Raw genomic sequence first — 23,818 nt, 5'->3', positions numbered from 1 at the left:
AGGGGATGAAGGGCGCCCAAGCCGTCCTGACCGCGTTGCTGCTCGCCTCGCCAGTCCTGGCCCAGGGCACCACCACGCCCGCGCAGCAGAACGCCACGCAGGGGGCCGCCTCGCAGGCCGCGCCCAAGGACACCGACCAGCGGGGCCGTGCCGACTCGGTGCGGACTGGGGTGGCCGAAGTGGACCGCACCGCGCCCCTGCCTCTCAGCGTGGAGCAGGAACGGCAGGCCGAACGCATCGGGACCAAGCTGCACTGCCCCGTCTGCTCGGGCGAGAGCATCGCGCAGTCGCAGACCGACATCTCGCGCCAGATGATGAACGAGGTGCGTGACGGCATTCGCCAGGGCCAGAGCGAGTCGCAGATTCTGGGGCGCTTCGTGGCGAGCTATGGCGAACGGATTCTGATGGAACCGCCGAAAAAAGGCATCAACTGGTTGCTGTGGGGCTTCCCGGTAGGGGCACTCGTGCTGGGCACCGGGCTGTGGCAGGGCTACCTGCGCCGCGCCAGCCGCGAGCCCGTCGAAACGCTGAGCGCCGAGGACGAGCGCCGGATTGCCGCGCTCCTGCGTGAACGCGAGGAACAAGCATGATGTATGTCTTGCTGGCGCTGGGCTTATTAACCTTTGCGCTCCTGCTGCGGCCCATCCTGGCCCCGGCCCGCGTGACGCCCGCCGATACCCGCCGCACCGAGCTGGAGGAGGAGCGCGAACTGCTGCTCAGCAACCTGGGCGAGTTGCAATCGCAGGGCGCCGACGCCGGAACCCTGACCCGCGAGAAGGTGCGGCTGACGCAGGTGCTACACGAACTCGACACCCTGCCGCCCGCGCCGAAGCCCGGACAGGCCCGGCCCGCGCTGCCTGCCGCCGCCGTCACCCTGCTCGGCGTGGCGCTGCTGCTGGGCGTGGGGACCGTTACCTTCTTGCCGAAATGGCGCAACCTGGGCCTCTCCCCCGCCGAGCAGACGCAGCTTGCCAACGCCTCGCGGCTGCCGGTGCTCGCCAGCCAGGCCAAGCGCTCGGGGCAGACGGCGGATTACCTCGCCTGGGGCGACGCGGCGTGGGACGCCCGGCAGTACCGGCAGTCGGCGGAGGCGTACACGCAGGTGCTGCTCAAAGAGCGCGACAACCCCAGGGCGATGCGCCGGGTGGGGTATTTCCTGCTGACCGACCCCAAGATGGCGGAAAACGGCCTGAGCTTTATTGCCCGCGCTGCGCAGCTCGACCCGCAGTCGCCCGAGGGCCAGCTTCTCTACGGCTACGGCCTGGGGGCGTTCGGGCAGTATCAGGACGCGCTCACGGTGCTGACCAACTACCAGAAGCTCGCCCCCGACTCGCACGAGGCCGACGATCTGATCGTGGAGTATCAGGCGAAGGTGGGCGGCACGGTGGACGGCGCGCTGGTCTTCGCCCAGAACTGCGCGAGCTGCCACGGGCAGAAGGGCGCAGGCGGCGCCGGGCCCAAGCTGATCGGCTCGCCCGCCCTGCGCAACGAAACGGCGCTGCGCCAGATCGTGCTGCACGGCGCCGCTGGGATGCCCGCCTTCCCGCAGCTTGGGGGCAAACAGCTCGACGCGCTGGTCAAGACCTTGCAGGGCCAGGACTGGCGGTGACGGCGTGGCGGTAGACGAGTCCAAGCGCACCCTGCTGAGCTACTGGTGGGTGCTGCCGGTGGTGGGCACGGCGGGGGCGTTCGGCTACATGGCGAACTATGCCCGGCGCGTTACCTACGACAAGAGCGCGCCTGGCCCGCCCAACTACCAGCCCGGCCCCCGGCAGGCCATCGCCCGTCTGGGCGACTTCAAAGGCCCCTACTCCTTCCGTGAGTTCCTATACCGCAAAACGCCCTGCCTGGTCATGGAACTGCCTGCGCCCACGCCGACCAGCGTGACGGTGGGGGGGCGGCATTTTGCGGCCTACTCGCGGCTGTGCACCCACCTGGGATGTCAGGTCAATCCGGTGGAGGACACCGAGGTGCTGGCCCTCACCTACAGCTACCGCGCTGACCACCCCATGCTGGGCTGCCCCTGCCATTTCAGCGTGTTCGACCCGCAGCAACAGGGGCAAAGCGTGTTCGGCAAGGCGCTCTTTCCCCTCGCCCGCGTGCAACTGCGTGCCGAGGGCGACACGCTCTACGCGCATGGTCTGGAACCCGACCCCCGAGTAGGGAAAGACAGCTAAAGGCCAACGAAAAATCCCCCGTCCGAGTGGCGGGGGACTTTTTGGAGAGCCTGAACTCAGCGAACGATGCGCTGGCCGCGGCGGATGCCGAGCTTGTCGGTCAGGGCGATGTAGGCGTCGTAGTCGGTGCGCTCGAGGTACTTCAGCAGACGGCGGCGCTGGCCGTTCATCAGCTGGAGGCCGCGTTGGCCGGCTTTGTCCTTCTTGTTGGTCTGGAGGTGCCCGGCGAGGTTGTTGATGCGGGCGGTGAGCAGGGCCACCTGGACGGCGGTGCTGCCGGTGTCGTTGGCGCCGGCGGCGTTGTCGCTAATCACTTGCTGTTTGTCGATCATTGGTATTTCTCCTGGTTACGAAGTCCCGCACGTCTCAGCCAGGGAAGGGCCCCCGACCGCGTAACGGCGGCAAACATCAGCATACTTCGTGGGAGGTCAGTGGGGCAAGGGGCCACGGCTTGACAATCTGGGCTGCGCCGCCTAATATTTCTCTCGCCTCTCACTGTGCTCGGGTGGCGGAATTGGTAGACGCGCACGTTTGAGGGGCGTGTGGGTAACCGTGTGGGTTCAAGTCCCATCTCGAGCACCAAACAAAGCGCCGGATTCTCAGGAGTCCGGCGGCTTTCGTTTTGTCACCTGATTGAGAGGGATTTGGAGTGTCTCCGGTCTAGCTGGAGCAGCCAGAAAAGGGCGGCTCACTAACAGCTTTTTACTTTATGTCTGAGGCAGCCAATGGACTCCCGGCGAGTTCCTCCCGGATGAAGCCTGCCAGATAGAGGCTCCCGGCAACCAGCAGGGTTCCCCCCGTTGGCGTCAGTGCCAGGGCAAGGCGCAGCGCCTCGGCAGGGTTGCTCCGCGCCTCACCGCCGTACTCCGCCGCGAGTTCCGCCGGGGGCGCGGCGAGGTCGCTGGGAGCCGTGAAGACCCGCTCAGGGGCGATGGGGAGCAGCGGCGCCAGCGTGGCCGCCGTGTCCTTGCGGGCGAGGCCGCCGAAGAGCAACACGTCGGCCTGCGGCACCGCCGCCGCCAGCGCACGGGCCGCGTGTGGGTTGTGGGCGCCGTCCACCAGCACGGTTTTGCCCGCGACGGTGAAGCGTTCCAGGCGTCCGGGGTGGGAAGCATTGAGAGCCGCCTCGGCGCCACGTTCAAAGCCCAGCACCCGCAAGGTGGCGAGGGCAAGCGCGGCGTTGGTGCGCTGATGCGGCCCGCTCAGGCTCGGGGCGTGGGGCACGGCGAAGAGGTCGGGGTGCGTCTGCGGAGTGAAGAGCGGGGCGCCGAGTTCTGCGGCCACCTCGCGCACCACATCCAGCGCCTCGCCCGTCGCGGTGGTGAGCAGGGGCACCCCGGCCTGCGCCACTCCCGCCTTATCGCTGGCAATGTCGCGGATGGTCGGGCCGAGCGTCGCCGTGTGGTCGAGGTCGGCATTGGTCAGCGCCACCGCCCGCACGTTGCCGAGTGCTTGGGTCGCGTCGCTCACGCCGCCGACGCCCGCTTCCATCACGGCCCAGTCCACCCCGGCTTCGGCAAAAGCCTGACAGGCGAGGGCCAGCGTCAGGTCGAAAAAGGCCTCGCCGGGCGCGTTCTGCTTGGCCCAGTCGATGAACTGTGCCGTTCGCGCCGGGTCGAGATTTTCACCGCCCACCCGAATGCGTTCCTCGTAGGCGTGCAGGTGCGGGCTGGTGAAGCGCCCGGCCCGCACCCCCGCCGCCAGCAGCCCGGCTTCGAGCATGGCGCAGGTGCTGCCCTTGCCGTTGGTGCCGACGACGCGGATGGTCTGAAACTTCCGGTCCGGGGCGCCGAGGCGGTCCAGCAGCGCCCGCGCCGGCCCGGGCCCCCGCTCCCGCCCGGCGCGGGTCTGGGCGTAGAGCCAGTCGTAATCGGGGAGCGGGTCAGGCATGGACGATACGCTAGAGCATTTGTCATAGAGATAGCGTGTTTTTCGCCATCTGCTCTGTGACACGGCAAAGCGCCCTGCTTTCCCGCATCACCGGGGGCAGGGCGCCAGAGAGCCAGACTCGGCCTTACTGCGGTTGGGCCAGCTTTAGCGCCGCCGCGTGCATCATCTTCACGCCGGTTTCGAGGCTGAGTTCGTCGATGGTAAAGCGCGGATGGTGATGCGGCCAGCGGCTGTCGTGCTCGTCGCTGCCGGAGCCGACGTTGAAGTAGGCGCCGGGGGCTTTTTCGAGGTAGGCGCTGAAATCCTCGCCGCCCATCGTGGCCTTCGCCTCGGCAAAGTGCTCGGCGCCGACGGTGTTCAGGGCAATCTGCCGCAGTTCCTCGGCCACCCACTCGGTGTTGATGACGGGGCGGTAGCCGAGTTCGTACTTCAGGTCGTAGGTCGCGCCGTGCGCCTCGCACACGCCCTTGATGACGCGCTCGATCAGTTGCGGCGCTTTCCGGCGCAGGTCGGGGTCGAAGGTGCGGACGGTGCCCATCAGCCGGGCGGTGTCGGGAATCACGTTGTGGGTGGAGCCGCTCTGGAAGTAGGTGATGCTGACCACCAGCGCGTCCTGGGCGCTCACGTTGCGGCTGACGACGTGTTGCAGGTTGGTGACCACCTGCGCCCCAATGGCGATAGGGTCCACCGTCTCGTCGGGGTGCGCGCCGTGCCCGCCCTTGCCGCGAATGGTGAGCTCGATCATGTCGGGCGCGGCCATGAAGGCGCCGGCCTTGACGACCACCTGTCCGGCGGGAAGCTGGCTGTCGAGGTGCAGGCCCGTCACCACGTCCACGCCGTCCATCAGCGGCGTGTTCATGACGAGTTCTTCGGCGCCGCCGGGACCGTTTTCCTCGGCGTGCTGGAAAATCATGCGGATTTCGCCGGGCACGTTTGCGGCGTCCTCGGCGAGCAGCTGGGCGGTGCCGAGCAAAATCGCGGTGTGGCCGTCGTGGCCGCAGGCGTGCATGACGCCGGGGTTCTGCGAGACGAACTCGAAGCTGTTTTCTTCCTGAATGGGCAGCGCGTCGATGTCGGCCCGCAGCAGCACCGTCCGGCCAGGTTGGCCGCCCCTGAGCACCGCCAGCACGCTGGTGGGCGTGAGCTGCGAGACTTCGAGGCCGGGCAGCTTGTTCAGTTCACCGACGATGTACCTGGCCGTCTCGAACTCCTGAAAGCTGAGTTCGGGGTGCATATGCAGGTGCCGCCGCCACGCCTCGAGCTGGGGGCGCAGGGCCGACACGCGGTCTTCGGTTGCGGTCATGCCCCCAGGCTAGCAGAGGCCGCCCCCGCCAATTCCCAACCTGTTTGCACCCGCCGCTCAGCAACTTTTCGGGGACCTGCCGCGTAATAGGAAGCGTGAAACCGACCCGTTCTGCCCGTCCTGTCAAAGGCACCCTCAATGCCCGTGGGGGCACACGTCCATCTCGCGCCGCGCCCAAGCGTGGGGGCCTGACCCTGACCAAGGTGCTCGCCTACGTGCCGATTGCGGTTGAACTCGCCGCCTACCTGCGCGGCCAGCAAAAAGCGAGGCGCGGCAAGTATTACAAGCCGAGCAAGCGCGGCCAGGCCTTCGACTTCGTGCTGGGGCAGGCGCAAAAGCGCTTCGGCAAGGCGCCTAAGAAGAAGGGCTGGTTCTGAGCCAGAACTGCCAGCCTGAGCTGCTCGCAGCGGTAGCTGCCTGCCCTCACCCTCCGTGGACCCCGGCGCGTGAGGGTTTTTTGGCGCCTCGCCCTGCTTGGCCTGCTGCTCGGCGCCGGGGTGTGGTTGTGGCGGGCGAGTCAGAGCGGCGACCTGACCTTGCCCCGGCCGCCGTCTGCCGGTCAGCCTGCGGCCCGTACAGGTGAAGGCCCGCCGCCCGCCGCTGCCCAGCCGCCGGCTCCTCCCCCGGCGAACAAGCGGCCCGGCCCCATCCCCAACACCGCGCTCCGGGTGCCCCCGCCGAGTGGCGAGATACGGGCCGCCGCCGTCACCTTCACCCCGCCGCTGCCGCGTTCTGCCGACGGCTGGTACGACCTCGGCGTGCGGGCGCGAGAGGCAGGCGACCCGCATAAGGCGGCGCGGGCTTTCGCGCAGGCGGCGGCGCTCAATCCCTCGGCGGCAAACTGGCGGGCGCTCGCCAACGAGCAGGTCAAGCTCGGCGACTACGCGGCGGCCACCCGCGCCTACGGGCAGGCGGCGGCCCGCTACCGCGCCTCCGGGGACGACGAGACGGCCCGCGCCCTGGAGTACCTCGCCGCGCCGTTTCGGCAGAGGCTGGAGGTGCGGCGCGTGGTCCCCAAAGTGGGTGCCGCCCCGCCGCACCTCGCCCGACTGGAACCGCCGCGCGGCGTGCTGCTCGGCATCTACGCCGGGGCGGACGGCGTGCAGGGTGCGTGGGGCCAGCCACCCCGAATGGCGCCGAAGCTGCGGCCCTTCGCGGTGGCCTTTCGCTACTGGAAATTCAGCCGCTCGGACGACCCCGCTGTCATTTTTCCGGGCCGCTTCGCGCAGGCGGTGCGGGCAAACGGCATGGCGCTGCACCTCGCGCTGGAACCGGGCATGCCGCTCGCGCAGCTTTCCGACGACGTGATTCACGCTTTTGCGCGGCAGGCGAAGGCGGCGGGCCTGCCGATCTTCGTGCGCTTCGGCTCCGAGATGAACGACCCGCACAACGAGTGGGGCCGCGACCCGGCGCTTTACCGCCGCACCTTCGCGCGGGTGGCGCGGATTCTGCACACCGAGGCGCCGAACACCGCGTTGGTGTGGATGCCGATGCCCGGCGACCTCGCCCAGATCGCCGGGTACTACCCCGGCCCGGCGGCGGTGGACTGGGCGGGGCTGAGCCTCTACAGCGTGCCGTTCGAGAATGGCGACGTTAATAAACCGCGCCTGACCGCGCACCCGCTCGACGTGCTGGACGGCTTTTACCGCCAGTACGCGCCGCGCCATCCCATCCAACTTTCGGAGTACGCCGCATCCAACCGCAGCGGGGCCGCGCCGGAGCGCGATTTCAGCGCCTTCGCCGCCCAGCAGGTGCGCGAAGTGTACTGGGGCGCGTGGCTCAAGTACCCCCGGCTGAAAAACATCAACTGGCTGGACGTGGACATGCACGGGGGCGACGACAACGGCAAGGCGGCCACGCGGCGCAACGACTACCGCCTCTTTGCCAGCGACGCGAAGTGGCGGACTTTCGAGCAGGTGCGCGAAATGCCCGCCTTTTTCCAGAGCTGGAAAATCGCCACCTGCCCGACCTGCGAGGTGCCCACCGCCCGGCCCTGGGGCACGCCGGACGCGGACCGGACGCTGAGCGGGGCGCTGTGGCTGGTCACGGCGCGGCCTGTGGGAGGCGTCAAACTCACGGTGGACGGCGAGAACGTGCCGGTCGAGCAGACCCTCCCCCATCGCTTCCGCGTGCCGCCACTCCCAGCCGGCAAACACACCCTGCGCGTGCTCGTCTGGGACGACCAGAGCCGCGAATTGCTGCGCCAGGAGCAGGTCTTCGCGGTACGGGTGGGCGCCGACTGAACCTCCGCAGCTCGCTGCCTGCAACTGCTGCCCAGGAACCTCAGCCACCGCGCGGGCTAAACCTCTGAGGCGCCGGGCGCTAAGCAGGGCGTAGATTAGGGACATCTCACAACCTGACACCCCTGTGCTGGAGGTTTGCCCATGAACACGCCCCTGACACCCCTGACCCTGGTCCGCCGGGGCCTCAAGCTCTATCCCGACCACACCGCCGTGATTGAACCCGGCGGGCCCCGGTTCACTTACCGCGAGTGGGGCCGGCGCATTTATCAGCTTGCCCGCGCGATCCAGGCGGCAGGCTACGGCGGGCAGCATGTGGCGGTGCTTTCGCCCAACACGCACGGCGGGCTGCTGACCTACGCGGGGGTGCCCTGGGCGGGCAGCGTGCTGGTGCCGCTCAACACTCGCCTGACCCCCGAGGAATACGAGTTTCAGCTGCGGCACGCCGAGGTGCGGCTGCTGCTGGTGGACGAGTCGCTGCACGACCGGGTGCGCGAGGTGGCCGCCGGGCTCGGCATCGAAGTCTGGGTGATGGGCGACGCGCGGGGCGCCGGAACAGCCTTCGAGGCGAAGCTCGCTGCGCAGGACGACTCGCCGCTGCCGCTGCCGGTGCAAGACGAGAACGGCACCATCACCCTCAACTTCACCTCCGGCACGACCTCCGACCCCAAGGGCGTGATGATGACGCACCGCTCGACCATGCTCAACGCCATCGAGACGATCTATTACTTCAAGGCCGACCAGGACACTGTTTACCTGCACACTCTGCCCGATTTCCACGCCAACGGCTGGGGCGGCGTGTGGAGCCCCTTCGGCGTGGGGGCGACCCATGTGACCCTGCCCACCGTCCGCGCCGACGCCGCCTACGACGCGATTGAGCAGCACGGCGTGACCCACCTCTGCGCCGCGCCCACCGTGCTGTCCATGCTGACCGACCCGGCGCACGCCCGCCCGCTCAGCCGCCAGATTCGGGTGGCGACGGCGGGCAGCCCGCCCCACGCCCGCATCATCGCCGACATGAACGCGCTCGGGTTTCACGTCACTCAGGTGTACGGCCTGACCGAAACCAGCCCGCTGATTACGGTGGCCGAACTCTCGGCGCAGCAGGAGGAGTTACCCACCCCGCGCCGCGCCGCCCTCATCGCCAAGCAGGGCGTGGAAATGATTCTGGCGGGCGAGGTGGAGGTGCTGGACCCCGAGCTGCGGCCCGTGCCCGGCGACGGCGAAACGCTGGGCGAAATCATGGTGCGCGGCAACCTCGTGATGAAAGGCTATTACCGCAACGAGGAGGCCACCGCCAAAGCCCTGGAGGGCGGCTGGTTCCACACCGGCGACGTGGCGGTGGTGCACCCCGACGGGCGCATCGAAATCCGCGACCGCAACAAGGACGTGATCATCTCGGGCGGCGAGAACATCAGCAGCGTGGAGGTCGAAGGGGTGCTCTACGCCCACCCCGCCGTGCGCGAAGCCGTGGTGGTCGCCATGCCCCACGAGAAATGGGGCGAGGTGCCCTGCGCCTTCATCGCCCTGCACCAGGGCCAGGAAGTCACCCCCGAAGACCTCACGGCGCATGTGCGCGAGCATCTGGCGGGCTTCAAAGTCCCCAAGCACTACGAATTCCGCGACGATTTGCCCAAGACGGCGAGCGGCAAGTTCCAGAAGTTCATCCTGCGCGCCGAGCTGTGGCAGGGGAAGGCGCGGGGCGTGAACTGATAAGGTTTTAATCCGATTCCCGAACATCCGGAAAGGCGCCGGATGCCCGTCCATCTCCTTAAAGCCGTATGAGCGGAAAGACACAAGCAAGAAGGAAGCCCAGGCAATTGCTGTCGCCTGGGCTCCTTTTTTTATTTGACGTTTAGCGACGTCCGCCGCGAGGCCCACCCCGCCCCTGGCCCTGCGAACGCTGCCCGGAGCCGCCGCGCTGACCTCCATCGCGGCCACCGCCTGAGCGCCCGGAACCGGAGCGCACCGGGTCCACGCCGTTGCCGCTGCCCCGGCCCTGTTTTTCCTGAATGTCCTTGTCGATCAGGTGTTCCTGCGCGGTCTTGGGGGGGTGCAGGTGCGCGGGCAGGCCCCGGCGAACCTGCGCCCAGCGCTGGCGCTGCTCGGGGATGATGAATACGAGGTTGCGCCCGCCCCGGCCCGCGCGGGCGGTGCGGCCCGAACGGTGAACGTGGTCTTCGGAAGTGGTGGCGACATCGGCGTGGATGACGAGGCGCACTTCAGGCAGGTCGATGCCGCGCCCGGCGATGTCGGTGGCGACGAGCACACGGGCGGTGCCGTCACGCAGCTTGTCCATCACGCGCTCGCGCTTGCGCTGGTCCATGTTGCCCTCGAGCGGCACGACTTCCTCATGCGGCAAGAGCTGCCCGAGCTTCTCGGCGCGGCGCTTGGTGAGCGCCTTGGTGCGGCAAAAGACCACCACGCAGCCGCCCGGCTCGCGCAGCGCCTCGCGGATTTCGGCGGCGGCGTGCTCGAGTACCTCGTCGCGGGTGGTGTCGCGGGCGACGTGCTCGGCGCGGCCTTCGCCCGCGGCCACGACTTCCCCGGCCTTCAGAGGAGCGGCCTCGGCGGTGCGGGGCGGCTCGATATCGATGCGAACAGGATTTCTGAGCACCCGCGCCGCTACGCCGCGTACTTCCTCGGGGAAGGTGGCCGAGGCGAGCGCCACCTGAATCTCGCCGCCCCGGGCCTGCGCGCGGGCCTGGTTCACGATCCACTCCACGTCCTTGAGGAAGCCGAGCGAGAGCAGTTCGTCGGCCTCGTCGAGCACCACGTACCTGACGTGCGCGAGGCTGAGTTCACCCTTGCCGATGAGGTCCTTGAGGCGGCCCGGCGTGCCGCTGACCACGCCCTTGTTGCTCGCTTCGCGGGTGGTCGCGGCGGGCGTGATGCCCCCGGTAATGCGCCCCGCCGTCATGCCGAGTTCGCGGGCCACGTCCCGAATCTGCACCGCGAGTTCGCGGGTGGGCGAGACGATCAGGACTTCGGGGGCCATGCCGCGCGTCTTGCCGGTCACGCCGATGCCGCGCGCCGCCGCCGGAATCAGGAAGGCGAGGGTCTTGCCGCTGCCGGTGCGGGCGGTGGCGATCACGTCGCGCCCGGCGAGCAGTTCGGGAATGGCCTTCGCCTGCACGGGCGTCGGCTCGCGCTCTCCGAGCAGCTTGCGCCACTCCTCGGGGCTGGCGAGCGAAATCATGGTCGGCTGCGGCGCGGGGTCGGCCTGCTGAGCGGCTTGCGGCTGGCGTCCGTCCTGACGTTGGCGGCGGGGACTCGTTGCTGCGGGACTCACTGCTGCGGGGTTGGCTCTGCTGGCGGCTCTGGCTGTTTTGACCCCGGCTGCCCTGCTGGCCCCGGCTCTGGCGCGGCGCACGGTCGCCGTTGCGAATCGGTTCGGCTTCCCAGTCGCCACTCTCGCCAAAGGCCATACGGGCTTCGGGCAGCGGCGCGGGGCCGGGGCGGCCATTCTGGTGGGGGCGCCCACCACGGCCATTGTTCTGCCGGTTCTGTTGCTGGTTCTGATTGTTTTGCTGTCCCTGCGCGCCACGGCTTTGCTGGGAACGGGGGCCGCTGCGGCGTTCGTTCTGATCTGACATCTGCTTTCTCCGCCTCACGCACGCGCAGACGCCGAGGAGTGGGGCGATGGTCGCCCGAATGGGGGGGGCAGGAAAAATGAAATTCCTGACAGCCTGGCGCCACTTCGCCGAATTGCGGGGTCACTCTCAGGCTGGACACGGCCACAAAGCTGCGCGGGTGGGGGTCCTGCTGCGGACTGTAGCACCTTCCCCGCCGGGCATCCGGAACCGCACTCTCCTTTGCCCGCCTCTCCTCCAGCGCCTGCTGCTGTCTAGACCATCGCCCGAGCGCTGTCAATCCATGAACCTAGATTTTAGACACAGTCAAAATTTGAACAGAGTGCAGTGAGTGGGCCGCTCCATTTCCACCTCTCGCTGCTCTCGCCGCGAGGTCGCTATGAACCCTGTGCTCCGTTCCGCCGCCGTTCTGTCCCTGACCGCCGTGCTCGCCGCCTGCGGGCAGACCACGCCGCCCATTGCCGCTGTTTCCCAGACCGCCCCGACCCCGCAAATCACCCAGGCGGGGCAGCCGCAAGACAGCTACGCCGCTCGCCGGGCCGCGCTGCCCGCGCAGGCGCCTGAGCCGCTCTCGGGGCAACTCGGGGCGAGCAGCCTGCAACAGACCTACCCCGGCGGTCAGCCGCTGCACGCCCAGGTCCTCAACAAGTCGGTGCCGCTGATTCTGGTGCACGGTCTGATGGGGTGGGGCACCGACGAAATGATGGGGATGCCCTACTGGGGCGGCCTTTACAACGTGGTCGGCGACCTGCGCGGCCAGGGGTACACGGTGTCGGCGGCGAGCGTCGGGCCCATCAGCTCCAACTGGGAGCGGGCCGCCGAGCTGTTCGCGCAGATCAAGGGCGGCTGCGTGGACTACGGCGCCGCGTACTCGGCGCGCTACGGGTTTAACCGCTTCGACAAGGCGAAATGCTACCCCGGCATTTACCCGCAGTGGGACGCCGCACACCCCATCAACCTGCTGGGGCACAGCATGGGCGGGCAAACGTCACGGATGCTGGTCAAGCTGCTCGAAGACGGCAGCCCCGCCGACGCCGACGGCAACAACCTGTTTCGCGGCGGGCGCGTGGGCTGGGTCAAGGCGGTCATAACCGTCAGCACGCCCAACAGCGGCACCCCGGCCACCGACAACCTGCAAGCGATGGTGCCGGTGCTCAAGGACCTGCTGAAGAACGCGGCAGCGGGCCTCGGCGTCTCGTCGCAGAGCATGGTGTACGACTTCGACCTCGGGCAGTGGGGCCTGCGCCGTCAGGCGGGCGAGAGCTTCGACGCCTACTTCGACCGGGTCATGGCCTCGCACTTCGGCAAGAACGACTCCAACGCCGCCTACGACCTCAGCTCGGACGGCTCGGCTGAACTCAACCAGTTCATCGGGCGCAGCACCCACACCATCTACGCCTCGTGGGCGACGAGCGCCACCAGCAAGGGTCTGGTGACCGGCTGGGCCTACCCCATGCCGGTGATGTTCGCGCCCCTCTCCGCGCTCGCCTGGCCCTACCCCTGGCCGATGCGCCAGACCATCGGCAACATGACGGGCAGCTCACCGCTGGGCAAGGTCCAGTACGACGCCTCTTGGTGGGAAAACGATGGCCTGGTGCCGGTCAAGAGCCAGGGCGCACCATTGGGCCAGAGCGAGGTCGCCTACGCGGGCGGCCCCGTTCAGCCGGGGCAGTGGTACGACCTCGGCAAGCTCAGCGGCTGGGACCACACCGCGATTGTCGGCATCCCCGGTTTGCAGGACGTGCGCCCCTTCTACCGCAACCAGGCGGCCTGGCTGGCGAGCCTGCCGTAAACCCAAGGGGACTGCGCCATGAGCTGCGGGGGAAAGGCCCGGTGGCTCATGGTTTTTTGCTGCCGGGGGACAACATCTCCGCCATTCGCGCCCGGTCGTGGTCGAGCAGCCAGTCGCCAAATTGGTGGTAGAGCTGGGCCAACCGCGCCGTATTGGGACCGATCATGTCCATTCCCCGGCTGTCGTAAGGACACGCCAGCAGACCCAGTTCGGGCGCCGCCAGCCAGAGACGGCCCCTCAACTGGGGGAAAATGCCCAAATCGGCGGCGAGGCTCCCCCACAGCAGTTCGGGCAGTCGAGCCGTGGACAGCGTGAAGGCGAACAGGACCTGTGTGTCCTCTTCCCCGTGCAGCACGCGGGTTTCGGGGGTTGGAAGCTCGGAGGCTGATAGCTCGGGGGCTGGCAGCTTGATCCCCAGTTCGTGCAGCGCCGCCTCTGCTGTGGCCCAGAGCTGCGCGGGCGGGTCGTCGCCCCAGACCCCCAGCACCGCCGTTACCGCTTCCATTCCGGCAAATGCCACGTTTAGCACGGTGCGGGCGCGGTCCACGGCTTGCAGAAACTGAGCGATGTAAGTTTTCCCGCCCTCCAACTCAAACCGCAGTGCGGGCGAGTGCCGGTAGAACAGGGCGTCGGCCAGGGCAGCGGGACCAAACACCACGTCCAGCTCGTCAAAAAGGCTCAACGCCACTGCTCCGGCAAGCCCCACACGTGCCACAGCGCGTCCACCCGGCGGCGCACTGCCTCGTCCATCACGATCTTCTGCGGCCACTCGCGCACGAAACCTTCTTCGGGCAATTTGCGGGCGCCGTCCCAGGCGAGGCCTCCGCCGCCTGCCTCGGCAGGGAGGTGCCACACGTCGCGCTCGGGGTCGATGTTGTTCAGGACCGTCCACCACACGTCGCCCGCGTCGTTCACGTCGGTGTCCTGATCGGCAATCAAGAGGTGCCGCACGCCCCGCGCCGCCGGGTGGACCGCGAACGCCTGCGCCAGTTCACGCGCCTGTCCGGGCCGGGTCTTGTTCAGGGCAACGAACCAGTAGCCGTCGTCGGTCTGCCGCTGCGCCACCACGCCGTCGAAGGTGGGCAGGTCGGCGGAGGCGAACGGCACGAACGGTGCGTCGGGCGCGAAGTCCTCCGCCTGTCCTTCACGGCTGCTCACGCCGCTGCCGGTTTCCTCCGGGCGCTTGGTGGTCGCGTCGATAATCAGTTTGCCGCCGTAGCCCCAGCCGCGGCTGGAGTGGTCGAGCACGTCTATCGGCCCGCGTCCGGTCAGGGTGTCGCGCCCGGGCACCGCTTTGGCCGCCACCTCGCGCCACACGGCGTCCATGTCATTGACCTTCACATCCGCGTCTACCACCACGATGACCTTGGCGAACATCATCTGGCCCAGCCCCAGCAGCCCGTTGGCGACCTTGTAGGCCTGCCCCGGAAAGTCTTTTTTGATGCTCACGACGACCAGATTGTGCGCGACCCCGGCGGGCGGCATGTGGTAGTCCACGATTTCCGGAACGATGAGCTGCGCGGCGGGCAGAAACAGCCGCTCGGACGCTTCGATGAGGTAAGCGTCCTCCATCGGCGGGCGGCCCACGATGGTGGCGGGGTACACGGGATTTTGCCGCATGGTCACGCAGGTCACGTGAAACAGCGGGTAGAGGTCGGCCAGCGTGTAAAAGCCGGTGTGGTCGCCGAACGGCCCCTCGACCACCCAGTCCTCCTGCGGGTCCACGTAGCCTTCCAGCACGAATTCGGCGTTGGCGGGCACTTCGAGGTCCACCGTCAGCCCCTTCACCACCGGATAGCGCTGCCCACGCAGATACCCGGCCACGGCAAATTCGTTGAGGCCCGGCACCGGCGGAATCGGCGCGGTGGCCGCGTAGATCAGCGCGGGGTCGCCACCAATCGCCACCGCGACTTCCAGCCGCTGCCCGCGCTGACGCGCCTTTTCCAGGTGCCGGGTGCCGGTCTTGTGGCGCTGCCAGTGCATCCCGGTGGTGTTTTTGCTCATGACCTGCATGCGGTACATGCCCATGTTGCGCTCGCCGGTTTCGGGGTCTTTGGTGATGACCAGCGGAAAAGTCACGAACGGGCCGCCGTCTTCCGGCCAGCATTTCAGCACCGGAATTTTGGACAGGTCCACTTCGTCGCCGCGCCACACGACTTCCTGCACCGGGGCCGTTTTCACGCGGCGGGGCGGCAGGTTCATGGCGTCCCTGAGCTTGGGCAGGTTGCTCAGCAGGCCGAATCGGCTGCCCCCGCCGCCCAGGTCAATCAGCGCCCGGATTTTCTGCGCCAGCTCGTCCAGGTCGTTCACACCCACCGCCAGGGCCATGCGCTCGCGGGTGCCCATCAGGCCCATCACCACCGGGTAGTCGCTGCCGACGACGTTCTCGAACAGCACCGCCGGGCCGCCTTTTTTCACCAGCCGGTCGCTGATTTCGGTGATTTCCAGGTCACGTGAGACGGGCTCACGGACCCGCAGCAGCTCGCCGCGCTCCTCTAGCACGCGCATGAAGGACTGGATGTCGGGAAACTGCCGGGCAGGACGGGACATGAGCAGAGGATAGTGGGCGGGGCGGGGGGCAAAGGTGCCGACGGCTGGGCCTAGGGCATGTGACATAGGAATGGTTTGTGTTTCTGACCCTCTACCCTCGTGGGACTCGCAGAGCTGCGCCGCAGAGAGGACTTTGCGAAAGCTTGGGGTGAGGGGGACTTGTTCAGCAAACATCCCACAAAACGCCTATACGCAGCGCACATCTGCCCGCCCCGCCCCATCTCTAAACTCGGTTCAAGTTCAATCTCAGGAGGTTCCACCATGGGCGAAGGCAAACCGAACACCAACCAGACGGCCACAAATCAGACGAACACCGCGGCCCCCGCCGACATCACTGCCCCCGAGGGCAGCCGCGCCGACGGCGTGAGCGACGGCGCCAACACCAACTTTGGCCCCACGCTGGGCGCAGTGCCCCACGAAGGCGGCGAAACGAAGCAGACCGACGAGGACAGCAAGAAGTAAAGCTTGCCTCTCACCGGCCCCCTCCCGAACAGGAGCGGGGCCGGTTTTCATTCAGCGGTCCAGCGGCCCGGCCCCCTGGCGCGGCGACAGTTGCCAGCGGGTGACCTGCCAGGTGCCCCCCTTGTTGTCCAGGAAGACGGCGAAGGTCTGCCGCGTCCGTTGGACATAGCCCTGGCCGGGCACGACATCACCCATCTCGACCACGCCCGCGACCAGCGCCGAGGAGGCGTTTTCGCGGTACACTTCCACGCTCTGGACATTGAAGACCCCCAATTTTGCGAGATTGAGTGGGGTTTTGGAGGCCGGGTCGTAGGTCTTTTGCCACGCCTGGGCACGCGGCAGCGCGGCAGCAATGCGGCCCTGGAGCGCCTGCTTCTGAGTGTCCGTTCTGCTGCTGCCGTCGGTCAGTCGCTCACGCTGCCGGCCCAGGTTTTCCACGTCGCTCAGCAGGCGGGCGGCGACCCCCAGCGGGTCTCCCGTCAATTCGGTGAGGCGTTGCGGGCTGACCCGGTAGGCCCGGAGCTGGGCGCGGCCCGCGAGTTCATCGCGCAGCACCACATCGTCGCGCCCGCCGGTCCGGCGCACGGTGAAGGTCGCCAGCGGGTCAAGTTCGGGGTGGTCGGCAGGCTCGCGGAAGCTCAGCAGTGGGGCCGAGGCGACCACCTGCCCCCCGCGCTGCTGGTAGAGCCGCACCGTTCCCCTCCCCTGCCGGACGGTGGTGCCGAGGTATTCGAGCGTGCCGGGCCGGGTGAACGAGCCGCCCGCCCCGCCGCGCAGGTCGCGCCAGCTCGCTCCTCCCTGTCCTCCTGCGCGCTGCGGCCAGTCGTCCAGGCCCACCGTGCTGAGGTTCTGGCGGATGTCGGGGGCATAGTTTTGCAGCCACTCGCGCTCGGGGCGCGGGAGCGTTTGCAGGTAGGCTTCGGCCTTCTGCGGTTGCCCGGCCAGCAGATACAGGGCGTAGTTGGACAGGAAGGTTCCGCTGACCGATTCCTCAGGCTGTGGGGCGCGGATTCCTTTGAGCAGCAGCGCCGGATACTCGCGGGTCACGTCCACGTAGCGCCCGCCCCGGTAGGCCAAAACTTGCGGCAGCGCGGGGCTTTCGGCGTAGCTCAGGCCGTAAGCGTAGGCAAAGCGCCAGTCGGAAGTCAGCAATTCCTTGGGCCCCTTGCCGTCGAGCTGCACGATCTCCCAGCCGGTCGAGTTGGACAGCCCTTGCTCCAGCAGCAGCCGGGGCGGCGTGGTCAGGCTGTAGATCTGGCCCATGGTGCAGCAGTGCGCCCCGCCGGAATACTGCGTCAGGATGGCCTCGGGCACGCCGTCGCCGGTCAGGTCGGTGCAGGAGTCCAAGGACACAGCCTCGTCGCGGTAGGTCGCGTAGGTCCGCCCGCCCTTCATCAGGCGCAGGGTGTCCTGCGGTTCGCCGAACCCATTGCCGGTGATCTTGACCTGATAACTGCCGCAGGTCTGGACAGTGGTTTTCAGCGGCTCCGGCTTATTTGTCTGGGCCAGGGCACCGGCCCCCAGCCACACGCCCGCACCGCACGCGAAAGTCAGCCGCCAGCGCCAAGAAGTCATGAACCACTGTACTCCCCGCCGGTAGGGGGCCATCGCCTCTACACTGCCCTCATGTCCGACCTGATGAAACTGCGCGCCGTGTGGGGCAACCGTCCGCTGCTGGGGGTGGCGGCGGGCGTGCTCATCCAGAACGAACGCGGCGAAGTGCTGCTGCAAAAGCGCGGTGACGACGGGCTGTGGGGCGAACCCGGCGGCGGCCTGGACCCCGGCGAGGCGTTTCTGGCGGCGGCCCAGCGCGAGCTGAAGGAGGAAACCGGCCTGGAATGCGGGAACCTGACCTGGCTCGGCGTCCACGACGGCCTGACGAGCGGCCCCGACCTCTACACCCGCTACCCCAACGGACACGAGCTGTATCTGGTCGGCACGCTCTTTCACGGCACGCTGCCCGCCGATGCGCTGGCCCACGCTCAGCCCGACGACAGCGGCGAGACGCTGGAGCTGCGCTGGTGCGCGCTGGACGACCTACCGCCGCTGAGCAGCAACATCAACCGCACCAGCCTGAACGTGCTGCGCCGCCGCGTCGGACTCCCCGAATTGCCGATGCAGCCCCAGCCCCCGCGCCAGCCCGACCCGACGTACTGGGCCGACCTGGGCCGCCTGCTTGGGGGTCGGCTCTGGTTCATGCCCGGCAGCAGCGTGTTGGTGACCGATGAGGCGGGCCGCCTGCTGCTGCTGCGCCATAAGGCGACCGACCAGTGGACGCTGCCCGGCGGCAAGCTCGAACCCGGTGAATCGTTCGAGGAGTGTGCCGCCCGCGAGCTGCTTGAGGAAACGGGCCTGCGGGCCAGGCGGCTCGAGCGCCTGCACCTGCTCGCCGGGCCGGAGTTGCGCTTTCAGCAGCAGGGGCAAACCTGGGACAGCCTGGGCTTGCTGCTCCGCGCCTCTGACGTGAGCGGCGAACTGCGGCCCCCTGCCGGAGAACTCAGCGAGGCGCGGTATTTCGCGCCCGATGAGCTGCCGGGGGTGGACGTGCTGGGAACCTACACCCGGCAAGCCCTGGCCTTCTGGCTCGGGCAGTCCTGACTTAGAGTATTTGACAGAATGGTCTGTCTTTGACCCTCTACCTTGATGGGACTCGAAGAGCTGCCCCGCAGAGAGGGCCTTGCGAAGCAAGGGGTGAGGGTGTCTTTTTCTGTCAAATGCTTTATCGGTCCGCGACCCCGCGCCAGTCGCCCTCCGGCACCAGAACCGCGCCCGTCTGCCGTAGCCGGTCAGCCAGGGCGTACACGTAGACCCAGGCGGTCAGCGTCTCGCCCCCTTCCAGCGTCAGCCGCACCTGCTCGCGGGTGTAGACCGGCGGCATTTCGTCTACCCCTTCGAGTTCGTCAAGCAACGCCAGCGCCTGCTCCCAGTCGGCGGGACCGTAGGTCAGCAGCGCGCCGTGAATCAGGTCGTCCGCCGCGCCCGGCACGATGCCGGGGTAGCTCTCGGGCCGCAGGTCGAAGAGCCGAAAGCCGCGCAGCGTGGCGGGGCGCACCGTGAACTCGCCGCCCTGCGCCGCGATGTGGGCGTTGCGCTCGCCCGGAAGCAGGGTGCCGTAGACGAAAACGGGGAGCAGTGGGACCATAGAGCCGCACTCTAGACCACCCGCCCGCCGCTCAGGCCGACAGAGAGCCGACACACAGAATTCCCGCCCTGAGCGCAGGACAATGGCGCGCATGTCCCCCAAGTTTACGGGTCTTCAGGTCACGCTGCTGGGCCTTCTGACCGGCGCCACGCTGCTCGGCGCCGGGTGGGGGGCACAGGCCCAGACTGCCCCCCCGGCGGCCCCGAGCCCGCGCACTGCGCTGCCCATGGCCACTCCCCCCAAGCGGCTGCCGGTCAAGCCGCTCACGGCGCAGGAAAATGCCGCCCTGCAAGCGCTCTTTACCAAGCTGCGCCCCGCCACGTCCGCATCGAGCAGTGCCCGGTCAACGACTGCACTGAGCCTGACGGCATCGGCACCGGCTTTCTGATCAGCGCGGACGGACTTGCACTCACCGCCTATCACGTGGTGTTTCAGGCCCCCGCCCTGAGCGCCCGCACCAGCAACGGCAACCGTTACCCGGTCAAGGTGGTCGGCTACGACGACCAGAACGACCTCGCCGTCATCCGGGTCAGCGTGCCGAAGGGAACGCCTTTCCTCCCGCTGGCGAGCAGCACGCCCAAGCTCGGAGACGCCGCGCTCGCCATCGGCAACGGCGGCGGCGAGTACCTGCGGCCCAAGGTCGGGCGCTTCACGGCCCTGCGCAGCGAGGCGGGCCGCGCCGACTTCCCCCCCGGCACCCTGGAACTCAGCGCCCCGCTGGTGCCCGGCGACAGTGGCGGGCCCATCATCAACCGCGCGGGCGAGGTGGCCGGGGTGGTCAGCTACGTGCGCTTCGAGAGCACCGGGGAGCGTGAAGAAGATGTCGAAGCCCACGCCTACGCCGTGCCGGTGACCGTCGACGATACCCGCGTGGCCGAGCTGCGGCGCGGGGTCAAGCGGGACGCCGCCGTCATCGGCATCAGTCTGGAAGGCGAGTGGAGTCTGCTCGCCAACCTGCCCGAGCAGGCGTTCGTGGAAAGCAAACTGGGCAAGACCGCCGGGGCCTTTTTCACCCGCGTGGTGCCCGGCAGCCCGGCGGCGAAGGCGGGCCTGCAACCCCTGCGCCTTTCGGAGAAGGGCGACCTGATCAGCGGTGACATCGTGACGGCGGTCAACGGGCGGCGCGTCTACAACTTCAGCGACTTTCAGTACGCCGTGCGCCGCTACGCCCCCGGCGACACCATCACCCTGAGCGTGCTGCGCGGCGGCAAAAATATCAGTGTCAAGCTGACGCTGGCGGCCCGCAGCAGCGTGCAGTAAGTGCAGGGCTAAAAAACTCAGGAGATGAGGGGCGCAGGCCAGTTGGCGGCTGCGCCCCTCTCCTGACTCGCCTTCACATTTCAAGAATCTTCTTGACAATTCTGCTAAAAACAGAATAATAGAGCTATGGATACCCTGAAAAAAGCTGGAACGATGCTCGCCCACCTCGACCTCTTTCACTCGATGCTCGACCTGCGGCGGCTGCTGCAACTCGCGGCGTACATGAAGGAGCGCGGCGACCGGGCCATGCTGATCAGCGCCGGGGAAATCACCCTGATCGGCAGCGAATCCATGACGGCGCCGGAAGTCGTCACCAGCAAGGGCGAAACGATTGACGCCGCCACCGCCTACCGCGTGCTCGGGCAGCTCGAAGGCTACGAGGCGCCCGAGTACGCCGTGAACCGGGAAGCCCTCGCCGCGCTCAACGCCCGCGCCGTGGCCGAACTCGAAGGCAGCGAAGCGCTGCGGGCCTTCGGCGACACGCTGGCCCGCATCAGCGCCGCGCCCACCGACCCGGCTGGCCCCGAACGCCCCGGCACCGACCGCGCTGAGCGCACTGCCGCCGAACGCACTGCCAGCGAACGCGCGACCCATGACCGCGCCAGCACTGAGCGCCCTGCCCGTCCCCGCCGCAGCGCCGAACCCGAAGCCGTCCGCACCGAGGATGCGCCCCAGCCCAACGCCGAAGCGAGCGAGGCCGGCGAAAACACCCCGGCAGCCTGAGCTTTTTCTAGCATCCTGGCCCCTGACCGCAACTGGTCGGCGGGCCTTTTTGCGTTCCAGGCTCACCCGCTCTCCGAGCATTCGCCTGTCTCCCCCACAGGAACGCGGCGGCGCGGGCGTTGCTGGCCTCCGGGGCGCCTCGGCACGGTATGGTGAGTCGTAAAACCATCCTCAGGAGGGATACCCATGACGATGAAACAACCCGTCCGCGTGGCTGTCACCGGCGCTGCCGGCCAGATCGGCTACAGCCTGCTGTTCCGCATTGCCGCCGGCGACATGCTCGGCCAGGACCAGCCCGTCATCCTGCAACTGCTCGAAATCACTCCCGCGCTCAAGGCGCTCAACGGTGTGGTCATGGAGCTGCGCGACGGCGCCTTCCCGCTGCTCGCCGACGTGATCACCAGCGACGACCCGATGGTGGCCTTCAAGGACGCCGACTACGCCCTGCTGGTGGGCGCCATGCCCCGCAAGGCCGGTATGGAACGCGGCGACCTGCTCGGCGCCAACGGCGGCATCTTCAAGCCGCAGGGCGAAGCGCTGGGCGCCGTCGCCAGCCGCAACGTCAAGGTGCTCGTGGTGGGCAACCCCGCCAACACCAACGCGCTGATCGCTCAGCAAAACGCTCCTGACCTCGACCCCAAGTGCTTTACCGCCATGGTGCGTCTGGACCACAACCGCGCTCTGTCGCAGCTCGCCGAGAAGACCGGCGCCGCCGTCAGCGACATCAAGAACGTGACCATCTGGGGCAACCACTCCTCCACCCAGTACCCTGACCTGTCGCAGGCCACCGTGAACGGCAAGCCCGCGCTCGAGCAGGTGGACCGCACCTGGTACGAGAACGACTACATCCCCACCGTCGCCAAGCGCGGCGCGGCGATCATCGAAGCCCGTGGCGCGAGCAGCGCGGCGTCGGCGGCGTCGGCGGCCATCGACCACATGCACGACTGGGCGCTCGGCACCAAAGACGGCGAATGGGTCAGCATGGGCATTCCCTCGGACGGCTCCTATGGCATCCCCGAAGGCCTGATCTACGGCTTCCCCGTGCGCGTCAAGGACGGCAAGTACGAAATCGTGCAGGGCCTGGACGTGAGCGACTTCAGCCGCGGCAAGATGGACGCCACCGCCCAGGAACTCGAAGAAGAACGCGACGAAGTGCGCAAGCTCGGCCTCGTCAAGTAAGACAGCACTGAGAAATAGGAGGGCAGAGGGCCAGCGACGGCTCTTTGCCCCCCTTTCTTTTGTGCCTGGGTTCTTTCGTGCCTGTATTCTTTGGGCTTGTGCTTTTGCCTAAACTGCCCCTATGACCCTGTGGGACCAGACCGCCGCCGACCTGCTCCAAGCGACCGCCAGCCACAAGCCCACGCCCGGGGGCGGGAGCATCGCTGCCCTCAGCGGCGCGTTTGGTGTCGGCCTGCTGAGCATGGCGCTGACCATCAGCCGCAACAAGGCGCGCAAGGCCAGCCAGGACCTCTCCCCCGAGCTGAGCGCGACGCTAGACCGTCTCCAGACTATCCAGGCCCGCCTGCAAGCGCTGGCCGACGAGGATGTGGCTGTCTTCCGCAGGTTCGTGGACGCCACCAAGCTGCCCAAGGACTCGGACGAGGAGCAGCAGGCCCGCGCCGATGCTCTGGCCGCCGCTGGTGAAGCTGCCCGCGCCACGCCGCTGGAAATAGCGACGCAGTGTGTGCAAGCGCTGACCGAAGCCGAGGGCACCGTTACCGAGGTTCACGCCGAAGTCGTCAGCGATATCGGTGCGGGCGCTGCCCTGCTGCGCGGAGCCATAGACGCCGCCCTGCTCACGGTGGACATCAACCTGCTGCGGCTCTCCGAAGAGGAAAAAGCCCCACTGCAAGCCCACCGCGACGAGCTGGCACAGCAAGGGCAGGAGCGGGCCGCACGGCTGCTGAAACAGGCGCAAAAACAGATTGCCGAGAATCAGGAATAGCCAGAAGGCTCCCGTGATTGGGGGCCTCTTCGACGGGCCATAAAAAAAGAGCCGCTTGAGCGACTCCTCTTTTAAGACTTTGTTTGAGACCCTACAACCGATTACTGCTTGCGGAAGGGCAGGCCCATCGACTGAAGCAGCGCGCGGGCTTCTTCGTCGGTCTTGGCGGTGGTCACGATGGTGATGTCCATGCCGCGGGTCTTGTCGACCATGTCATAGGTGATTTCGGGGAAGATCAGCTGTTCCTTGATGCCGAGGTTGTAGTTGCCACGGCCATCGAAGGCGTTGGGGTTGATCCCACGGAAGTCACGGATACGGGGCAGGCCGATGTTGATCAGCTTTTCGAGGAACACGTACATGCGCTCGCCGCGCAGCGTGACCTTGATGCCCACGGGCATGCCCTGGCGCAGCTTGAAGTTCGAGATGCTCTTCTTCGCCTTGGTGATGATCGGCTTTTGCAGGGTGATCAGCGCGAGTTCCTTGGCGGCCTTGTCGATCGCCTTGGAGTCTTCCTTGCTGCTGCCGAGGCCTTCGTTGACCACGATCTTTTCGATGCGGGGAACGGCCATCACGCTGGAGTAACCGAACTGCTGCATCAGGGCGGGGCGCACCTGGTCGTTGTACTTCGTCTTGAGCTGTTGCATGGCATTTTTCCTTCGAGCGGTCTGGCAGTGTTTCAGCCAGCGCCGCTCAGGTCACCCCCGTATTGAGACGTTGAAGCCCCAAGAGCTGGGGCGTCAT

The 23,818-nt window shown here is 67.7% G+C and carries 24 protein-coding genes and 1 tRNA gene; 16 read left to right on the top strand and 9 right to left on the bottom strand.

The window, feature by feature from the left end:
• Positions 1 to 5: 5 nt before the first annotated feature.
• From DR_RS01790 to DR_RS01780, 3 genes are read left to right on the top strand one after another with little or no spacing between them, the layout of a single operon-like run.
• Entirely contained in the window at positions 6 to 590 is a 585-nt protein-coding gene (locus DR_RS01790; protein WP_162177576.1) for a cytochrome c-type biogenesis protein, read from the top strand.
• Positions 587 to 1,609: a c-type cytochrome gene (locus DR_RS01785; protein WP_010886988.1), complete on the top strand. Its 1,023-nt coding sequence runs from the start codon at positions 587 to 589 to the stop codon at positions 1,607 to 1,609. Before DR_RS01790 ends, DR_RS01785 begins: the two co-directional genes overlap by 4 nt.
• 4 nt (positions 1,610 to 1,613) lie before the next feature.
• Positions 1,614 to 2,177: a Rieske 2Fe-2S domain-containing protein gene (locus tag DR_RS01780; protein ID WP_010886987.1), complete on the top strand. Its 564-nt coding sequence runs from the start codon at positions 1,614 to 1,616 to the stop codon at positions 2,175 to 2,177.
• 56 nt (positions 2,178 to 2,233) lie between these two features.
• On the opposite strand, the gene rpsO is transcribed toward DR_RS01780, so the two are convergent.
• Positions 2,234 to 2,509, bottom strand: a complete 276-nt coding sequence (gene rpsO / locus DR_RS01775; RefSeq protein ID WP_010886986.1) for a 30S ribosomal protein S15 — start codon at positions 2,507 to 2,509, stop codon at positions 2,234 to 2,236.
• Between the two features lie 167 nt (positions 2,510 to 2,676).
• Here rpsO and DR_RS01770 point away from each other — a divergent pair.
• A tRNA-Leu gene (locus DR_RS01770) sits at positions 2,677 to 2,759 on the top strand.
• A gap of 120 nt (positions 2,760 to 2,879) precedes the next feature.
• On the opposite strand, the gene DR_RS01765 is transcribed toward DR_RS01770, so the two are convergent.
• Entirely contained in the window at positions 2,880 to 4,067 is a 1,188-nt protein-coding gene (locus DR_RS01765; protein ID WP_034349521.1) for a folylpolyglutamate synthase/dihydrofolate synthase family protein, read from the bottom strand.
• Positions 4,068 to 4,191: 124 nt separating this feature from the next.
• Complete coding sequence (locus DR_RS01760; RefSeq protein ID WP_010886984.1) at positions 4,192 to 5,370, bottom strand: M20 family metallopeptidase; 1,179 nt, start codon at positions 5,368 to 5,370, stop codon at positions 4,192 to 4,194.
• Positions 5,371 to 5,465: 95 nt separating this feature from the next.
• On the opposite strand from DR_RS01760, the gene DR_RS01755 reads away from it, so the two are divergent.
• From DR_RS01755 to DR_RS01745, 3 genes are all read left to right on the top strand, one after another.
• Positions 5,466 to 5,747 (top strand): hypothetical protein, encoded by a 282-nt coding sequence (locus DR_RS01755; RefSeq protein ID WP_234944662.1) that lies wholly within the window; start codon positions 5,466 to 5,468, stop codon positions 5,745 to 5,747.
• Between the two features lie 69 nt (positions 5,748 to 5,816).
• Positions 5,817 to 7,613, top strand: coding sequence for a hypothetical protein (locus tag DR_RS01750; protein WP_010886982.1), 1,797 nt, complete (start codon positions 5,817 to 5,819; stop codon positions 7,611 to 7,613).
• Positions 7,614 to 7,754: 141 nt separating this feature from the next.
• Positions 7,755 to 9,323, top strand: a complete 1,569-nt coding sequence (locus DR_RS01745) for an acyl--CoA ligase family protein (protein ID WP_027479594.1) — start codon at positions 7,755 to 7,757, stop codon at positions 9,321 to 9,323.
• Positions 9,324 to 9,465: 142 nt separating this feature from the next.
• Here the strand turns inward: DR_RS01745 and DR_RS01740 are convergent, their stop codons facing one another.
• Positions 9,466 to 10,902 (bottom strand): DEAD/DEAH box helicase, encoded by a 1,437-nt coding sequence (locus DR_RS01740; protein ID WP_010886980.1) that lies wholly within the window; start codon positions 10,900 to 10,902, stop codon positions 9,466 to 9,468.
• Positions 10,903 to 10,939: 37 nt separating this feature from the next.
• Between DR_RS01740 and DR_RS01735 the strand changes: the two genes are divergently transcribed.
• The gene (locus DR_RS01735; protein WP_234944661.1) at positions 10,940 to 11,203 is read left to right on the top strand and encodes a hypothetical protein; all 264 of its coding nucleotides are present in this window, start codon (positions 10,940 to 10,942) and stop codon (positions 11,201 to 11,203) included.
• A gap of 379 nt (positions 11,204 to 11,582) precedes the next feature.
• A complete protein-coding gene (locus DR_RS01730; RefSeq protein WP_051618774.1) occupies positions 11,583 to 12,995 on the top strand; it encodes an esterase/lipase family protein in 1,413 nt (470 codons plus the stop codon).
• 46 nt (positions 12,996 to 13,041) lie between these two features.
• Here the strand turns inward: DR_RS01730 and DR_RS01725 are convergent, their stop codons facing one another.
• Together DR_RS01725 and DR_RS01720 are read right to left on the bottom strand one after the other, a co-directional pair.
• Positions 13,042 to 13,677, bottom strand: coding sequence for a DUF3885 domain-containing protein (locus DR_RS01725; RefSeq protein ID WP_162177577.1), 636 nt, complete (start codon positions 13,675 to 13,677; stop codon positions 13,042 to 13,044).
• Positions 13,674 to 15,545: a menaquinone biosynthesis decarboxylase gene (locus tag DR_RS01720; RefSeq protein WP_164927946.1), complete on the bottom strand. Its 1,872-nt coding sequence runs from the start codon at positions 15,543 to 15,545 to the stop codon at positions 13,674 to 13,676. The genes DR_RS01725 and DR_RS01720 overlap by 4 nt, the downstream gene beginning before the upstream one ends.
• A 261-nt stretch (positions 15,546 to 15,806) precedes the next feature.
• Between DR_RS01720 and DR_RS01715 the strand changes: the two genes are divergently transcribed.
• Positions 15,807 to 16,007 carry a hypothetical protein gene (locus DR_RS01715; protein WP_027479597.1) on the top strand — a complete coding sequence of 67 codons (201 nt, stop codon included), beginning with the start codon at positions 15,807 to 15,809 and terminating at the stop codon, positions 16,005 to 16,007.
• A gap of 51 nt (positions 16,008 to 16,058) precedes the next feature.
• On the opposite strand, the gene DR_RS01710 is transcribed toward DR_RS01715, so the two are convergent.
• The gene (locus tag DR_RS01710; protein WP_027479598.1) at positions 16,059 to 17,582 is read right to left on the bottom strand and encodes a hypothetical protein; all 1,524 of its coding nucleotides are present in this window, start codon (positions 17,580 to 17,582) and stop codon (positions 16,059 to 16,061) included.
• A gap of 51 nt (positions 17,583 to 17,633) precedes the next feature.
• Between DR_RS01710 and DR_RS01705 the strand changes: the two genes are divergently transcribed.
• A complete protein-coding gene (locus DR_RS01705; RefSeq protein WP_010886974.1) occupies positions 17,634 to 18,605 on the top strand; it encodes an NUDIX domain-containing protein in 972 nt (323 codons plus the stop codon).
• A 121-nt stretch (positions 18,606 to 18,726) separates the two neighbouring features.
• On the opposite strand, the gene DR_RS01700 is transcribed toward DR_RS01705, so the two are convergent.
• Positions 18,727 to 19,149, bottom strand: a complete 423-nt coding sequence (locus DR_RS01700) for a gamma-glutamylcyclotransferase family protein (protein WP_027479599.1) — start codon at positions 19,147 to 19,149, stop codon at positions 18,727 to 18,729.
• A 91-nt stretch (positions 19,150 to 19,240) separates the two neighbouring features.
• Between DR_RS01700 and DR_RS16590 the strand changes: the two genes are divergently transcribed.
• From DR_RS16590 to DR_RS01680, 5 genes are all read left to right on the top strand, one after another.
• A complete protein-coding gene (locus DR_RS16590) occupies positions 19,241 to 19,537 on the top strand; it encodes a hypothetical protein (protein ID WP_234944660.1) in 297 nt (98 codons plus the stop codon).
• A gap of 35 nt (positions 19,538 to 19,572) precedes the next feature.
• Positions 19,573 to 20,409: a S1C family serine protease gene (locus DR_RS01695; RefSeq protein WP_234944659.1), complete on the top strand. Its 837-nt coding sequence runs from the start codon at positions 19,573 to 19,575 to the stop codon at positions 20,407 to 20,409.
• 126 nt (positions 20,410 to 20,535) lie between these two features.
• Positions 20,536 to 21,132, top strand: a complete 597-nt coding sequence (gene ddrD, locus DR_RS01690; protein WP_010886971.1) for a DNA damage response protein DdrD — start codon at positions 20,536 to 20,538, stop codon at positions 21,130 to 21,132.
• A gap of 186 nt (positions 21,133 to 21,318) precedes the next feature.
• On the top strand, positions 21,319 to 22,311 hold the full coding sequence (locus tag DR_RS01685) for a malate dehydrogenase (protein WP_010886970.1): 993 nt from the start codon (positions 21,319 to 21,321) through the stop codon (positions 22,309 to 22,311).
• Positions 22,312 to 22,432: 121 nt separating this feature from the next.
• A complete protein-coding gene (locus tag DR_RS01680; protein ID WP_010886969.1) occupies positions 22,433 to 23,077 on the top strand; it encodes a cyclodeaminase/cyclohydrolase family protein in 645 nt (214 codons plus the stop codon).
• Positions 23,078 to 23,178: 101 nt separating this feature from the next.
• Here the strand turns inward: DR_RS01680 and rplE are convergent, their stop codons facing one another.
• Positions 23,179 to 23,721, bottom strand: coding sequence for a 50S ribosomal protein L5 (gene rplE, locus DR_RS01675; protein ID WP_010886968.1), 543 nt, complete (start codon positions 23,719 to 23,721; stop codon positions 23,179 to 23,181).
• Positions 23,722 to 23,818 lie beyond the last annotated feature (97 nt).

The sequence above is a fragment of the Deinococcus radiodurans R1 = ATCC 13939 = DSM 20539 genome, from assembly GCF_000008565.1.
GTDB lineage: Bacteria > Deinococcota > Deinococci > Deinococcales > Deinococcaceae > Deinococcus > Deinococcus radiodurans.
This window is presented reverse-complemented; position numbering and strand designations above follow the sequence as displayed.

Excerpts from the sequence above, each read along its gene's own strand:
- DR_RS01760 (WP_010886984.1), bottom strand. The coding sequence starts at position 5,370 with ATGACCGCAACCGAAGACCGCGTGTCGGCCCTGCGCCCCCAGCTCGAG.
- DR_RS01785 (WP_010886988.1), top strand. The coding sequence starts at position 587 with ATGATGTATGTCTTGCTGGCGCTGGGCTTATTAACCTTTGCGCTCCTG.
- rplE (WP_010886968.1), bottom strand. The coding sequence starts at position 23,721 with ATGCAACAGCTCAAGACGAAGTACAACGACCAGGTGCGCCCCGCCCTG.
- DR_RS01685 (WP_010886970.1), top strand. The coding sequence starts at position 21,319 with ATGACGATGAAACAACCCGTCCGCGTGGCTGTCACCGGCGCTGCCGGC.
- DR_RS01765 (WP_034349521.1), bottom strand. The coding sequence starts at position 4,067 with ATGCCTGACCCGCTCCCCGATTACGACTGGCTCTACGCCCAGACCCGC.
- DR_RS01790 (WP_162177576.1), top strand. The coding sequence starts at position 6 with ATGAAGGGCGCCCAAGCCGTCCTGACCGCGTTGCTGCTCGCCTCGCCA.
- DR_RS01720 (WP_164927946.1), bottom strand. The coding sequence starts at position 15,545 with ATGTCCCGTCCTGCCCGGCAGTTTCCCGACATCCAGTCCTTCATGCGC.
- DR_RS01700 (WP_027479599.1), bottom strand. The coding sequence starts at position 19,149 with ATGGTCCCACTGCTCCCCGTTTTCGTCTACGGCACCCTGCTTCCGGGC.
- DR_RS01710 (WP_027479598.1), bottom strand. The coding sequence starts at position 17,582 with ATGACTTCTTGGCGCTGGCGGCTGACTTTCGCGTGCGGTGCGGGCGTG.
- DR_RS16590 (WP_234944660.1), top strand. The coding sequence starts at position 19,241 with ATGTCCCCCAAGTTTACGGGTCTTCAGGTCACGCTGCTGGGCCTTCTG.
- rpsO (WP_010886986.1), bottom strand. The coding sequence starts at position 2,509 with ATGATCGACAAACAGCAAGTGATTAGCGACAACGCCGCCGGCGCCAAC.
- DR_RS01730 (WP_051618774.1), top strand. The coding sequence starts at position 11,583 with ATGAACCCTGTGCTCCGTTCCGCCGCCGTTCTGTCCCTGACCGCCGTG.
- DR_RS01705 (WP_010886974.1), top strand. The coding sequence starts at position 17,634 with ATGTCCGACCTGATGAAACTGCGCGCCGTGTGGGGCAACCGTCCGCTG.
- DR_RS01680 (WP_010886969.1), top strand. The coding sequence starts at position 22,433 with ATGACCCTGTGGGACCAGACCGCCGCCGACCTGCTCCAAGCGACCGCC.
- ddrD (WP_010886971.1), top strand. The coding sequence starts at position 20,536 with ATGGATACCCTGAAAAAAGCTGGAACGATGCTCGCCCACCTCGACCTC.
- DR_RS01715 (WP_027479597.1), top strand. The coding sequence starts at position 15,807 with ATGGGCGAAGGCAAACCGAACACCAACCAGACGGCCACAAATCAGACG.
- DR_RS01745 (WP_027479594.1), top strand. The coding sequence starts at position 7,755 with ATGAACACGCCCCTGACACCCCTGACCCTGGTCCGCCGGGGCCTCAAG.